This window comes from Fructobacillus sp. ChS1-6f1-1-27, assembly GCF_059579415.1.
Map to the genome: position 1 here is coordinate 109570 of NZ_JCAOER010000003.1, position 12858 is coordinate 122427.

Annotated in this window: 12 protein-coding genes and 1 tRNA gene; 4 read left to right on the forward strand and 9 right to left on the reverse strand. The window is 42.7% G+C overall.

The genetic code is table 11. From position 1 onward, the window contains the following. Positions 1-221: 221 nt before the first annotated feature. Together AC5162_RS02715 and AC5162_RS02720 are read left to right on the forward strand one after the other, a co-directional pair. Complete coding sequence (locus AC5162_RS02715) at positions 222-4178, forward strand: mucin-binding protein (protein ID WP_496533710.1); 3957 nt, start codon at positions 222-224, stop codon at positions 4176-4178. Between the two features lie 232 nt (positions 4179-4410). Continuing rightward, positions 4411-4590, forward strand: coding sequence for a hypothetical protein (locus AC5162_RS02720; protein ID WP_496533711.1), 180 nt, complete (start codon positions 4411-4413; stop codon positions 4588-4590). 75 nt (positions 4591-4665) lie between these two features. Here AC5162_RS02720 and AC5162_RS02725 read toward each other — a convergent pair whose 3' ends face one another. Next, entirely contained in the window at positions 4666-5331 is a 666-nt protein-coding gene (locus AC5162_RS02725) for a YoaK family protein (protein WP_496533712.1), read from the reverse strand. 133 nt (positions 5332-5464) lie between these two features. On the opposite strand from AC5162_RS02725, the gene AC5162_RS02730 reads away from it, so the two are divergent. Next, positions 5465-6652 (forward strand): hypothetical protein, encoded by a 1188-nt coding sequence (locus tag AC5162_RS02730; RefSeq protein ID WP_496533713.1) that lies wholly within the window; start codon positions 5465-5467, stop codon positions 6650-6652. Between the two features lie 43 nt (positions 6653-6695). On the opposite strand, the gene AC5162_RS02735 is transcribed toward AC5162_RS02730, so the two are convergent. From AC5162_RS02735 to AC5162_RS02755, 5 genes are all read right to left on the reverse strand, one after another. Then, positions 6696-6938, reverse strand: a complete 243-nt coding sequence (locus AC5162_RS02735; protein WP_496533714.1) for an NINE protein — start codon at positions 6936-6938, stop codon at positions 6696-6698. A 165-nt stretch (positions 6939-7103) separates the two neighbouring features. Beyond that, complete coding sequence (locus AC5162_RS02740) at positions 7104-7382, reverse strand: hypothetical protein (protein WP_496533715.1); 279 nt, start codon at positions 7380-7382, stop codon at positions 7104-7106. Positions 7383-7460: 78 nt separating this feature from the next. Continuing rightward, complete coding sequence (locus AC5162_RS02745) at positions 7461-8048, reverse strand: TetR/AcrR family transcriptional regulator (protein WP_496533716.1); 588 nt, start codon at positions 8046-8048, stop codon at positions 7461-7463. Between the two features lie 16 nt (positions 8049-8064). Further along, positions 8065-8571, reverse strand: a complete 507-nt coding sequence (locus AC5162_RS02750) for a GNAT family N-acetyltransferase (RefSeq protein WP_496533717.1) — start codon at positions 8569-8571, stop codon at positions 8065-8067. A 102-nt stretch (positions 8572-8673) separates the two neighbouring features. Continuing rightward, a tRNA-Gln gene (locus AC5162_RS02755) sits at positions 8674-8745 on the reverse strand. A 175-nt stretch (positions 8746-8920) separates the two neighbouring features. Between AC5162_RS02755 and AC5162_RS02760 the strand changes: the two genes are divergently transcribed. Continuing rightward, complete coding sequence (locus AC5162_RS02760) at positions 8921-9619, forward strand: GntR family transcriptional regulator (RefSeq protein WP_496533718.1); 699 nt, start codon at positions 8921-8923, stop codon at positions 9617-9619. A gap of 45 nt (positions 9620-9664) precedes the next feature. On the opposite strand, the gene AC5162_RS02765 is transcribed toward AC5162_RS02760, so the two are convergent. The 3 genes from AC5162_RS02765 to AC5162_RS02775 form a co-directional block, all read right to left on the reverse strand. Beyond that, the gene (locus tag AC5162_RS02765; RefSeq protein WP_496533719.1) at positions 9665-10912 is read right to left on the reverse strand and encodes an MFS transporter; all 1248 of its coding nucleotides are present in this window, start codon (positions 10910-10912) and stop codon (positions 9665-9667) included. Positions 10913-11084: 172 nt separating this feature from the next. Further along, complete coding sequence (locus AC5162_RS02770; protein WP_496533720.1) at positions 11085-11780, reverse strand: methionine ABC transporter permease; 696 nt, start codon at positions 11778-11780, stop codon at positions 11085-11087. Beyond that, complete coding sequence (locus tag AC5162_RS02775) at positions 11777-12841, reverse strand: methionine ABC transporter ATP-binding protein (RefSeq protein ID WP_496533721.1); 1065 nt, start codon at positions 12839-12841, stop codon at positions 11777-11779. Before AC5162_RS02775 ends, AC5162_RS02770 begins: the two co-directional genes overlap by 4 nt. Positions 12842-12858: the final 17 nt, after the last annotated feature.

Genomic DNA, 12858 nt, shown 5'->3' on the forward strand with positions numbered 1-12858 from the left:
GTTTGGCTTATCAAAGAAGTGAGATTTTTTATTTGATAAAGTCTTATTTTATCTTAAAACAAGACGATTTATTAGGTGTTTATCTATCATTTTTGAAGATATTAAACAGTCGCTATCAATTTATATATAATTAAAAATATCGCTATATTTTACAAATTTTTCATGGTAAATTCGTTTTAGAGTTAGCAAACTCTGAATTAGAGAGAACAGGAGAACGAATTATGAGAACTTTGCGTAAAGTTAGTGAAAAACGCAAGAAGGCCAGTTGGCTGACGGGAGAGGAGCAAAAACGCTATAAGTTAATTAAAAGCAAGAAGGCCTTAGTCACGGTTGCTTCGGGCTTGGTATTGGCGGCGATGCCAGTTACTTTGGAGAGAGTAACGGTATCGGCGGACCAGGTCCAAAATCAAGCGACCGCAGTTGCTCAAACAACGGTTAGTGCGACAACCAGTACGGCCGTTAGTGCTGACTCGATTAGTGCTTCGACTACAGCAACCGCTAATACGTCATCGGAAGCCGAATCAGCTAGTGTTTCTGCTAGCGTTAGTGCTGGTGTGCTAACGAGTCAGTCGGGAAGTGACAGTTCCTCAGCGAATGGGAACTCAAAGCAGACCCAAGATACTTCCTCAGCCGCCTCCACTGGAACAGCTGACCAAACGAAGAAGGCGAATACTAGCGACCAAGACATTGAAGCCCAGGCCTCTGACGTTGATAGTACTTCAACAAGTACCTCGACCTCAGCAAGCACCTCCGATAGTGGTAGCGATTCCACGAGTGGGACGGTGGATGACCGTGGTACTTGGGGAACCGCATCTGTTGGACTTGATAAGTCCACAATGACTTTAATAATTGGCCCTGGAGATATGATTTCCCGTGATGAGATGCCAATGACTTTAGTGGACGATATAACTGACATCAAGCACATCAAATTTACGGGTCCGGTTCATGTTTCAAATGCCTATAAATTGTTTATTAACATGTTTGCATTGGAAGACATCACGAACTTAAGCTACCTGGATACGACTGGTGTCCAGGACTTTAGTTACATGTTTTCGCAAAATGCCTTAAAGTCAATGGACTTTTCAACCTTTAACTTTGACTCGGCGACTAACTTGACAGGGTTATTGAACTTCTGTTCAAACTTGGAGTCAATCACGGGGATTGATTTAACTCGGAATACGACCCTGAAGGATGTTCATGAAGCTTTTATGAACAATAATCGTTTAAACTATGTTGATACAAGTAAATTTAAGACGGATACCGTCACTAACTTTGATTCCATGTTTAGAGGTGACATGGTTCTGACCAGCCTTGACTTGTCCACTTTTGATACTCGGAACAGTACGACCCCGATGACAAATATGTTAGCGGATTCCTTTACCAATAAGTTTGGTACTGGCTGGGGTTTGAATGTCATTAAATTAGGCCCTAATACCCTACTGGGTTCGGAAACCTTCAAATGGGACAACCCAGACCACGTTGCCGGTACGAAGATGTACGATAGTAATGGGGTCTTTACGGGCTATGCTGCTAGTTCTAATTGGGTTAATAAAGATAACCCTAGCCAAGTTTTGACAGCGGACCAATTAACTGATGGGACAGCTCATCCAGGTACTTGGACTTGGCAGACTGAAGTGCCACAAAGTGAGACAGTCAATCGAACAATTCACTTTGTTGACCAAAGTGGGAAGAAAGTTAGTCCCGATGTGACCTTATCCACGGATTTTTCTCGGACAGGGACTGCCCAGGATAGTTCTGGAAACTTAACTTGGAGTGACTGGGCCGGCAAGAACCCCAACCAGGACTTGGCTTTGCCAGTAATTGCTGGGTACCAAGTTGAAGGTGGCAGTCAGACTTTGCCAGTGACACTTTCATCAGACCCAGCCCAAAATACCGATATCACGGTGACTTATGATGCACAAAAAGTGGTTACTCGGGAGTTGCAATTTTATCGAACTGTCCACTTCGTGGATGAAAATGGTAAGGTGATTTACAAGGATGACACCATTAATAAGCCATTTACTCAGACCGGGATAGAAAGTGCTGATGGTAGTATCAAGTGGGGTGATTGGGAAGGTGACCCGGACCTTTCTTATACTTTGCCAGTGATTTCTGGCTATAAGACGACAACTCAGAGCCCGATGACTGTTACTTTTTATCCAAATGATAAAGATAAAAATGGTCGATTTGTTAACGTTTATTATACGGCTAACCAACCGGAAACCCAGACTAAGACGGTTAAGCGGACGGTTCACTTTGTTGACCAAGATGGCAAAAAGCTGCTCGATGACCAAACCTTTACTGGGGACTTTACGCGGACAGGAGTTGCTAATAGTGCAGGTGTGATGGAGTGGCAAAAGTGGCAAAGTGATAATGCTAGTCAAAAGTTGAAGCTGCCAACTGTGGATGGATACGATCCGACTGGTGATAATCCGCTCACGGTTGTCTTGAACCCGGATGATGATAGTCAAAACGCTGATATCAATGTTGTCTACCAGGCCAAAAAGCAGGTTACTCAATCTGAAACGATTAGTCGGAAAATTCGGTTTGTTGACGAAGAAGGCAAAAAAATTCATGATGACCTAGTTGTTTCTGCCGTCTTTACAAGGACTGGATTAGTGGACATTAATGGTAATACCAAGTGGGGCAACTGGAAGAGCGATAAGGCGGAACAAATTATTACTTTACCAATTATTATGGGTTATCAAACTGTTCATAATCCGTTAGCAATTATTGACCTAGACCCAGATGGGTATAACAACGGGGATGATGTTATTGATTATATGGCTATTCCGCCAATTAACGATGTCAAAACTGCTGCTCGCTTTATTCACTTTGTTGACCAAGACGGTAAGCAAATCCGATATGATGGCTTTATTCAAGCTGATTGTACAAGAACCGGTATCATGGATAGCGACCATAAGATTCACTGGGGAGAATGGAAAACTAGTGAGGGGACACAGACCTATAAACTTCCAGCAATTATTGGCTATAAGACGGACCATGTTGATTCCTTTACTTTCACGGTCGACCCCAATGATGATAGCAAGAATACGCCTTTAACGATTGCCTATACTGCCATTCCGGTTAACCATGAGAGTAAGACCGTTCGTCGGGTTATTCACTTTGTTGGACCAAATGGTGAAAAGGTCCATGATGATTTGCCTGTTGAAGCGACGGCAACTAGGTTAAGTGTTGCCGACAGCTATGGCAAGATGCACTATAAGCCATGGCAAAGTGACCAGACAAGTCAGTCAATCACACTGCCAACTATTCCTGGCTATCAGACGAAGGAAACTAACCCTTTGCCAGTGACCTTGGATTTGAATGACGATAGTAAGAACACGGATATTACGGTGAATTACGTGGGAAACCAACCAGTAAAGCAGACCAAAACTGTCACTCGAACGATTCATTTCGTTGATGTGAATGGTCAAAAGCTTCACGATGACCAGGTCGTTAACGCCAAGTTTGAAAGAACCGGTGTTGAAGATAGTACCGGTGAAATTCAGTGGAGTGCTTGGGAAAGCAACCAGGCGGATGAAATGGTGTCGTTGCCGGTAATTGCAAAGCATCGCACAGATGTTGATAATCCAATGAAAGTTAGCTTTGATCCAAATGATGAGACCAAGAATAGTGATATTACATTGCGGTATATTACCAATCAAAGCACTACTCAAAGTCAAACTGTTAGTCGTAAGATCCATTTTGTTGATCAAGGAGGAAACACGCTTTACCCAGACCAAACCATCTCCGCTCAATTCAACCGAACCGGTGCGATGGATAGCGCTGGGGTAATGGAATGGGATCCATGGCAGAGTGACCAAGCAACGCAATCGGTTGGCTTACCAGAAATCGCTGGGTACACCCCAAATATGCCAAATCCAATGAAGGTGGTTCTAAACCCAGATGACCCAAGCCGGAATGCTGATATTACAGTCGTTTATACGATTTCAAATGGTGGTTGGACCGATGGCTTTGGAATACCAGGTGGTGGCCAAGCGGACGTAGTTGATAATCTGTCAGCGACAAATGGGACGCTAAATGACTCAAATGACCAAGCTACTCTACCTAAAACAGGTAAAGAAGAAGTTCGCAAAGGAGCGGCTCTTGGTTTGATTGGCTTATTTGCTAGTTTCTTAGGACTAGGAACTTTGAACTTGAAAAAGAAAAAATAAGACTTACTAAATTGAAACAGCTACCAATAAATTTTTGGTAGTTGTTTTTTTAATAATGGGTCTTAACAAACGATAAAAGGCTTGCGTTTTTTACGAGGGTATGACACTTTTTGAATTAATATTATAAATGGCTGGAATCAATTGAAAAAAGGTAAGTTACACGGTAATATAAGAACGTTAAAAATACTATTTAGATAGTAAGAAATTGAATTATTGGAAGTTGAGAGAAGGCATGGCATTAACGCAAATTGAAAAAAATAAGCGCTGGAAAGAAAAGAATAAAGAACATTCCCGCTATTTGAGTTACCGCTCAACTAGTCGTGGCTTTATTCGAAACCATGCGACGAATGCTGACCTTGATGAATTGACACAGTTGATTGACGAACGTCGGTCACAGTTGGTAGCTGATTAAGGTTTCCATTGCAAATCAAAGGCCGCCCCGATTGGGGCGGCCTTTTTCGTATCAAATTATTGGTTTGTTAACAGCTTAATCGATGGTAGCGATGTAACTCATTAAGAGGGTGATAGCTGCGGGGATGAGAATGGCGTAAGCACCCAGGTGTGGGACGGTAAGGCTGATAAGAAAGGCCCCAAGGAAAAAAGTGAAGATGACGGTGATGATGTCCTTTGCCTTAGTAGCCATTTTCTTGTTGTGCAAGAAGATAGCTTCGTACAGGGCCTCATAGAAGGTCCGGAAGTTTCCGGTCATCATCAGTGGCATAAAGGGGGCACCCTTAAGCTTACGGAACTCCTGTAAGGCACCAGCGGCCGCTAGCGACAAGATTGAGGTACTGAGCAGGTTTGGTACATGATTTTGTAAAAAGGCTGAGAGGACCAGTAAAGCGGTGATATACCACAGGACAATTTGCCGCTCTAGGACCAAGTTATGGTCTTTCTTTAAAAAGTAGTGTTGGAGAATTTTGATTAAGAGTGTTCCAATCCCAAAGGCCAGGAGGGAAATGCCGTAGCGGCCAGCGGCGGTCAGGTGAAACTTGCCTAGGTTGATTCCGAGTAAGATTAAGTTTCCGGTCTGCAAGCCGGCAAAGACTTCGCGGTGGACCAGGTAAGAATAGGCATCAAGTGATCCTGCTGTTAAAGTTAATAGGCTGGCGAAGAGCAGCCGCTCGTGGGATGGAAAAGTCGTTTTAGTCAAAATAAATACCTCCGATAATACGGGTAATATTGTACTACAAAGTCAAGAAAAGATATAATGAACAGAGAGAGTGTTTTAATAAAAGAAATATTTTTATATTATTAGAAATATTGGTTAGGTTTAGTGAGAGATTGTGATTAACTTAGAGGTAGCGAGTTCGTTATTAAAGAAAATCTATCTGGATGATTTTTTATACAAAAAAAAGATTCGAATTAAAAGAGATGGTGAAGTAAGCTATGTTGATGTAGTGGGCCATACAGATACTTCTAATTCTATTTTTGGTGGATTAGAAGCTATTGCGTGTGTGTACAAAAAACAACTAATATTTGTGGTTCGTGGTGCTGATGTTGGAATTGGCCGGCGTGTTTTTAAAATGTTGGGAGCTGATGAGGGGTTCATTCCTAATTCTCGTAGTCACCATCCGATAAGAACAGTTTTTCAAGATTGGATATATAACGGTTGCTTGGCAACTTTGGGACTAGTTCCATTAGTACAATACCGTGATTTGAAAAAATTTTATTTAAAAATAACAGGACAACATAATGAATGTCAAGATGTTGTTGTAATTGGACATTCATTAGGTGGAGAACTGGCGCAAATATTATCTGTTGATTTTGATATTGAGGCAATGACTGTTAGTGCATTGGAACCTTGGTGGGCTTTAGGTCGTAAAAAACGTAAAGCCATCCGAAAAAAGCAAGTAAAGTTAAAAATCACTAATTATTTTTCACCCCATGATCCCTTTCATTATTTTCCCTTATTGACGAAACGTTTGGGAGACCAACGACAAATTAAGTTGCGAACGTTTAAATCTAATTCTGGTTTCTGGGCAACAATACTAGAAAAAGTGTTTTGGGCACACGGCCTTAATGCTTATAAGACTAACCGGAAGGGAACAATTGCAACAGAAACTAAACGGACAAAAATTGATTTTCTGATTGAAAGGGCTAACTATAATCAAAAAAATACCCCTCAATTAGGAGCGATGATTTTTGTTTCGGGAATAATTCCGGTTAGCATACTGTGGATTGCTGGTTTAGTAGGGTTATTGCCATATATGTATTTTTCACCAAGAATTTTCGAACATCTGATGAAATTTGATCAGGTTATTAATCTTAGTGATAATCTCATTTTGATTTTGGTTGTTGTTTTACTATATTTCGGTTCCGTCATTGTTTATATGTTACCAACCTATTTAGTTAAAACGCGGTGGAAGTATACGGTTTGGTTTTTTAACGTTAGTTTTGGAATGATCGGAATTTTATGGTGTATTTTATTCTTATTACATTACCGGTTTAATTCTGTCCGAACTAAAGTCTAAAATAAAAAAGATCTCGATATATCGAGATCTTTTTTATTGGTCATTACTTGCTGTAAAGACCGTTGATGAATGTGATTTCTTCAGTATCACTGTAAGTACTATATGCCTTGCTCAAGGCAATAATCCAGTCAACCAATGTCCAGATACCAAGAGTCCACCAACTAAAGATGAACTTGCAAATACCTACGCCGATTTGTCCACGCATAAAGCGGTCAACACCGAATCCACCAAATAAGAATGCGCCTAACCAAACAAACATGTGCTTGTTAATCTTCGTTTCCTTCATGATATACCTCTTTCCCAGCTTTTAACGTGATTCAGTGATTACACGTATCAATAAATACAAATACAATGGTAATTATACACTTACATATCAAATAGTACCAATTATATTTCGAATAAAAAAGCCCCCGTTTTCAAAACGGGGGCTTCATTTGATAAAGTCTTTAAATTATTCTTCAACTAGCTTAACTGAAGACTTCTTACCAATAGCAAACAAGATCAAACCAACGATGATGTAGCTGAACAAGACTGTCAAAGGCATAGCAGTTGCGTGGCCATCGAAGAAGACGGTGTTACGTAAGAGTGAACCAGTTGCACCAGGTGGAAAAAGTTGTCCGAAGAAGCCCCAACCCTTAGGCAACATTTCAGGAGCTGAAGACAAACCTGAAAGTGGGTTACCAAGCAAGATGAGCATTACGGCGGCAATTCCCAAACCAGCGTTGTCCATTATTTTTAATTTAAAGGCATTTTTGCCAAATAAAAGACCAAATCCGACAAATGGATTTGGTCTTAAAAGTCATATGTCTCAGTAGTTAATCGAATTCTGCTGTTGGATTACCTTGTCAAGCAAAGGTGGAACAACGTTTAAGATGATTTGCGTGAATTCAGCCGGACTTTCTTGATAATCGGTCCGAATCCAAGTAATAATCATTGTGATTACTGTCCCAGTCAAGACGTTAACGGCATAGCGGGGAGGAATTGATAGTGACATATGCTCCGTTGTACTGAAAAATGTCTGTTTGGCCTGGTTAATTAACCGGTTTTCAAAGGAATGCTCAGCGTGCTTTGATAAGAGCAATGAAACTAAGTCATGGTTGTCATAGAGGTTCTTGATTAAAAAACCAACCCGGTCATTGAAGGCAGAATCAGGTTGGATAGTACTAAGTCTTGCTGTTGGTAGGGCTCCCAAAGTTTTATCCAATAAATCCAATTGAATCGTTTCCATTAGGTCGTCTTTATCCAAAAAATGGGCATAAAAAGTTGACCGGTTGATTTCCGCTTCGGAAATAATCTCTTGAACCGAAATTTTATGGAAGTCTTTGTGTTCCAGTAACTTTAAAAAAGTTGTCCGAATTGCTTGGTCAGCTTTGGTATAGCGTGCGTCAGTTTTCATATTTGTGTTACTCTTGTTAATCGTTTTGGGACAAAAAGTCGCGTTGGAAGAGGCCCATGACCAAGGAATCATGGTACTTGCCTTCTGCAAAGAAGTGCTGGTTTAACCGGCCCTCTTCTTGGAAACCTAATTTTTTATAAATGTGGATGGCTGCTGGGTTTTCCACGTCGACATAGAGGTAAATCTTATGCAGATTCAAAACGGAAAAGGCATACTCAATTCCAGCTGCCATTCCTTCCTGGGCCAAACCGTGTCCTTGGAACTTGCTGTCGACGATAATTTGAATTTCGGCATGCCGGTGGATGGTGTTAATATCAATTAATTCCACCACGCCAGCAAATTCATCACCATCTTCAATCACAAACCGGCGTTCCGTCTGGTCTAAGACGTGGCGGTCGTACAAAATGGTTAGTTCGTCTAAGGAATTATAGGGTTCCTCAAACCACAAAGCCATCACGGACCGGGAGTTTTTTTGCTGGTAAATATGGGGTAGGTCTTGTCTTGCAAGTGGACGGATGTTCACGGGTTCTCTCCAACGGGTTCAAACTGGCCAAGGCCAAAGGATTTAACTAATAATATAATAACATAAAAAGCGGTCTCATAGGAATGAGACCGCTTTTCTAAATTGCCCCTGCTGGATTCGAACCAGCGCATAATGGCACCAGAAGCCACCGCCTTACCGCTTGGCTAAGGGGCAATTACTTGATATATGTTACCTGTTTTTGCCTTGATTTGCAAGCGTTTTTTAGAAAATTGACCGGGTGTTGCTTTGATTTGAAATATCTGACTAGACCAATTATAATTAAAAATAAGGTAGCTGGGGATAACCCTAGTAAATAACAGGAATTATCAAATTAGGAGTGTTCAGCAAGATGGCTATACCACGTTATATTGAGATTCATAATGAAATTCGTCAGCGGATTGCCGCCGGGGAATGGGGCAAAAACAAGCGCCTGCCCGCCGAACGTGATCTGGCCGAATCTTTTGATGTTTCGCGGATGACCCTCCGCCAGGCCATTCAAACCTTGGTTGACGAGGGTATCTTGGAACGCCGGGTCGGTTCTGGGACATACGTGGCCGAAAAGAAGGTTTCCGAACGGGCCTTGGGCGTGACTTCCTTTACCGAACTAATGAAAAAGTCTGGTAAGGAGGCCCAAACGGTGACGGTTTCTTACAAAGTCACTTCACCATCAGCCTCTGAATTGGAGCACTTGAAGCTCGGCCCCGACGACGAGGTTTTGGTGATGGAACGGTTACGGATGGGTGATGACGAACCGATCTTGCTGGAACAGACCACCTTGCCAGTGAAATTGGTCAACAACTTTACCCGGTCAAGCCTAACCGAATCACTATATGCCACTTTGATTGAAGCCGGTATCCAACCGGGCCGGGCCGAACAGACCGTGACGGCTAGTCTGGCAACAGAACGGCAGGCCGCCTTCTTGCAAATCAAGCGGGGCGACCCAATCTTGTCAGTCCGCCAAGTATCATTTGACCAGCAGGACCAGCCGTTTGAGTACGTCCGCTCTTACTACGTTGGCGAACGGTTTGAATTTAAGCTGACGCGCTAATAGAATAGATAAAAACAGGACTACCGAGATGGAAGTCCTGTTTTATTATTCAGACTGTTTTTTGGTTTTGAAATGAATTAGGTTAACTAAGGTCAGAACGATAACGGCGAGTGTCAGTGATAGCCCAATCACGGCCGTTTTGCCAAAAATAGGGTAGCCACCAACTAAGATAATGCTGCCGAGTGGGGCAGCAACCGTCAAAACGGAGTTTAAAATGCCAAGAATGACACTGAGTTGGTCTGGGGTAGACTTGGCCATTAAGAGGGTGTAAATTTTCGGGTTAGCCTTACCGGACAAGTAGGTCATTAAACCACACAAAATTAGAGTAAAAATGATATTCAGCGTTAGATTAATGGTCAAGTAAAGAGCAATTAACGCGACAGCCATTAGGGTAATCAGGGTTTTAAAACTGATGTTTTTGAAGATGTCATTCACGATTAGGGCCCCTGATAAGTTTCCGAGGATAAAGACCGTGTTGATGACTAAAATAGTGGTGGCGAAGGGCAGTGGCGAAATGCTTGGATTTTGAAGAATATAAAGGTTTAAAATTCCATCAATGCTGGCCCCAAGTGTATTGATCAGGATGATTGAACCTAGAATATTAAAAAGCGGTAGGTCGGTTACCTGACTAAAAGTAGCAAAGGCATCTTTTAATTTAATAGGTGGTTGGTGGTCTGACTCTTGGTCTGATTGTGTGTCTGTTGGCGAGGGGGTAGCTAAATTCTTCCGGTAGACAGAAATCATGAAAGCGGATAGCAGGAAAGTGACCGCATTCACGGCGGCACCAAACGTATAGTTATGGGTTGCGGTAATGTAAGCTAGTCCAATTGATTGACCGAATGGTTCGATTAACAGAGCGATACTTTGGTAAATTCCCATTGCTTGCTGACGGGATTCAGCTGGTACTTTTTGCTGTATGATAGGAATCTTAACCAACGAAATAATAATGCCAATAATATTGGAAATGAGGTTGATTGTAATCGCCATTGGTAAGTAGTGGGGAAAGAAGTTGGTGAGAAGAGCAAGACTGCAGAAAAGCAGGCTTTGCACCAGTGTTAAGACAACCATCGCTCCGATTTTATTGGTAATCTGACTGGAAACTTTACCGAGCATGATCGAGGTGATTCCTGGTAAAACGGTGGCGATTGAAACCACCGCAATCCAGACGGTTGGGGCACTGGTGCTTTTTGCTAATAGTAATAGAACGATGTTAAAAAAGCTGATCCCAATTACTTGGAAAAACGTAGCAAGGGTGATGCCTTGAAAGGCTTTGTTTTTGAGTAGGGTAATCATAATAACTCTCCAGTAACTTAAATGAAGCTTTCCTAATTATTATCATAATTTTATCATATTAACCGGTTTATGTCTATAAATAAAGGATTTTTGAAAAGAAGTTAAAGAAAAAGTATACAGATAATATAAAAAAACCGCGGGAGCATTAGCTCTCGCGGTTTTATTTGTTCAATTACTTGTGGTTATAGTGCCTAGCCAAGAAGTCCCCAACAACTTGCACGATTAAGACGAAGACCAAGACCAAGAGGGTGGCGACGATGGTCGTATCATTGGCAAAACGGTTGTAACCGTAGGCGATGGCCATGTTTCCGAGACCACCGGCCCCGATGGCACCGGCCATGGCAGTCAAACCAATCAAAGAAATCAAGGTCACGGTTGAGACGCGGATCAATTCTGACCGACCTTCGCGGAGGTAAACATCGATGATGATTTCTCCAAAAGTTGCTCCGGTCGCTTGGGCGGCTTCAACGATTCCTGCGTCAACTTCACTCAAAGCCACTTGGACTTGACGGGCGAAGAAGGGGAAGACTCCAAGGGACAAGGGAACCAAGGCTGCCGTTGATCCAATTTGGGTACCAACAATTGCCTTCGTGAAGGGCGCAATGAAGGCCAGCAGGATGATAAAGGGCACGGCACGGAAGACCGAAACAACCTTATCAAAGATCCAAAACAAGACCCGGTTTGGGGTAATCCCCTTTGGTTCTGTAACAACCAGGCCAAAGCCAAAGATCAAGCCGAGAATACCACCAAAAACAGCGGCCCAGAAGGTCATGAAAATAGTCTGGGTAATGGCCGTCCACCAGCCGGTATCACCGGTCCAGCCTTGGTAAATTACGTTTGGGAAGGTTTGTGAAATCCAATTACTCATGCTTGTTGTCCTTTCAAAATTTCAACGGAAACGCCTTGTTGGTCAAGGGCTCTGAGGGCATTGTTTAAGCTTTCTTTTTCGCCGGAGAGAACGACGAGGAGGGAACCAACTTCAGTCCCTTGTAAGATCTCGACGCTACCATACAAGATGTTGGCAACCACGGCGTACTTTTGGTACAAGGCGGTAATGAGTGGTTCGTTAGTGGCATTGCCGGAGTATGTTAAGCGGGCAAAGATGTCGCCATCACCCAAGTCCTTGATGGCATCAGATTCTTCGATAGTCTGCAAGGCCTTATCTTGGTTGGTAGCCGTTTCGATAAACTCCTTGGTCAAATCAGCCTGGGGCTTGGTAAAGATATCCAAGGTTGACCCTTGCTCTAAGACCTGGCCCTGTTGCATCACGGCCACCTTGTTAGCGATTTCTTTAACAGCGTCCATTTCGTGGGTGATCAGTAAGACCGTCAAGTTGTATTCTTCGTTTAGTTTCTTTAATAGTGAAAGAATTTGATTGGTGGTCTTTGGGTCCAAGGCCGAAGTGGCTTCATCTGAAATTAAGATTTCAGGGTCGTTGGCTAAGGCCCGGGCGATGGCCACCCGTTGCTTTTGCCCACCAGATAGTTGTGATGGGTATTGGTCAGCCCGGTCAGATAATTCGACCAGGTCCAGTAATTCCTTGACCTTGGCATCACGTTCTTTGGTCTTTAATGGACTGTGTTGCAAGGCGAAGGACACGTTTTCAGAAACGGTCCGTTCGTTCATCAAATTAAAGTGCTGGAAGATCATTCCAATCTTGCGGCGCCGTTCGCGCAGTTGGCGGGGCTTAATTTTGATGCCATTATCAAAGAAGGTTTCGTCGTTAACACTGACCTTGCCGGCCGTTGGAATTTGCAAGAGGTTTAAGACTCGGACCAAGGTTGACTTACCGGCCCCAGAATAACCGACGATTCCGAAAATGTCACCGCGGTTGACGTCAATTGAGACGTCTTTAACGGCCTCGATGGTCTTTTTCTTTTGCTTGAAAGTCACGTCGATATTTTGAAGGGAAATAATTGGATTTGTCATAAAGATACTTGTGCGAA

What these genes read in the sequence shown, in the direction of transcription:
- AC5162_RS02715 (WP_496533710.1), top strand. Translation starts at nt 222, where the DNA reads ATGAGAACTTTGCGTAAAGTTAGTGAAAAACGCAAGAAGGCCAGTTGG.
- AC5162_RS02720 (WP_496533711.1), top strand. Translation starts at nt 4,411, where the DNA reads ATGGCATTAACGCAAATTGAAAAAAATAAGCGCTGGAAAGAAAAGAAT.
- AC5162_RS02735 (WP_496533714.1), bottom strand. Translation starts at nt 6,938, where the DNA reads ATGAAGGAAACGAAGATTAACAAGCACATGTTTGTTTGGTTAGGCGCA.
- AC5162_RS02740 (WP_496533715.1), bottom strand. Translation starts at nt 7,382, where the DNA reads ATGGACAACGCTGGTTTGGGAATTGCCGCCGTAATGCTCATCTTGCTT.
- AC5162_RS02745 (WP_496533716.1), bottom strand. Translation starts at nt 8,048, where the DNA reads ATGAAAACTGACGCACGCTATACCAAAGCTGACCAAGCAATTCGGACA.
- AC5162_RS02760 (WP_496533718.1), top strand. Translation starts at nt 8,921, where the DNA reads ATGGCTATACCACGTTATATTGAGATTCATAATGAAATTCGTCAGCGG.
- AC5162_RS02765 (WP_496533719.1), bottom strand. Translation starts at nt 10,912, where the DNA reads ATGATTACCCTACTCAAAAACAAAGCCTTTCAAGGCATCACCCTTGCT.
- AC5162_RS02770 (WP_496533720.1), bottom strand. Translation starts at nt 11,780, where the DNA reads ATGAGTAATTGGATTTCACAAACCTTCCCAAACGTAATTTACCAAGGC.
- AC5162_RS02775 (WP_496533721.1), bottom strand. Translation starts at nt 12,841, where the DNA reads ATGACAAATCCAATTATTTCCCTTCAAAATATCGACGTGACTTTCAAG.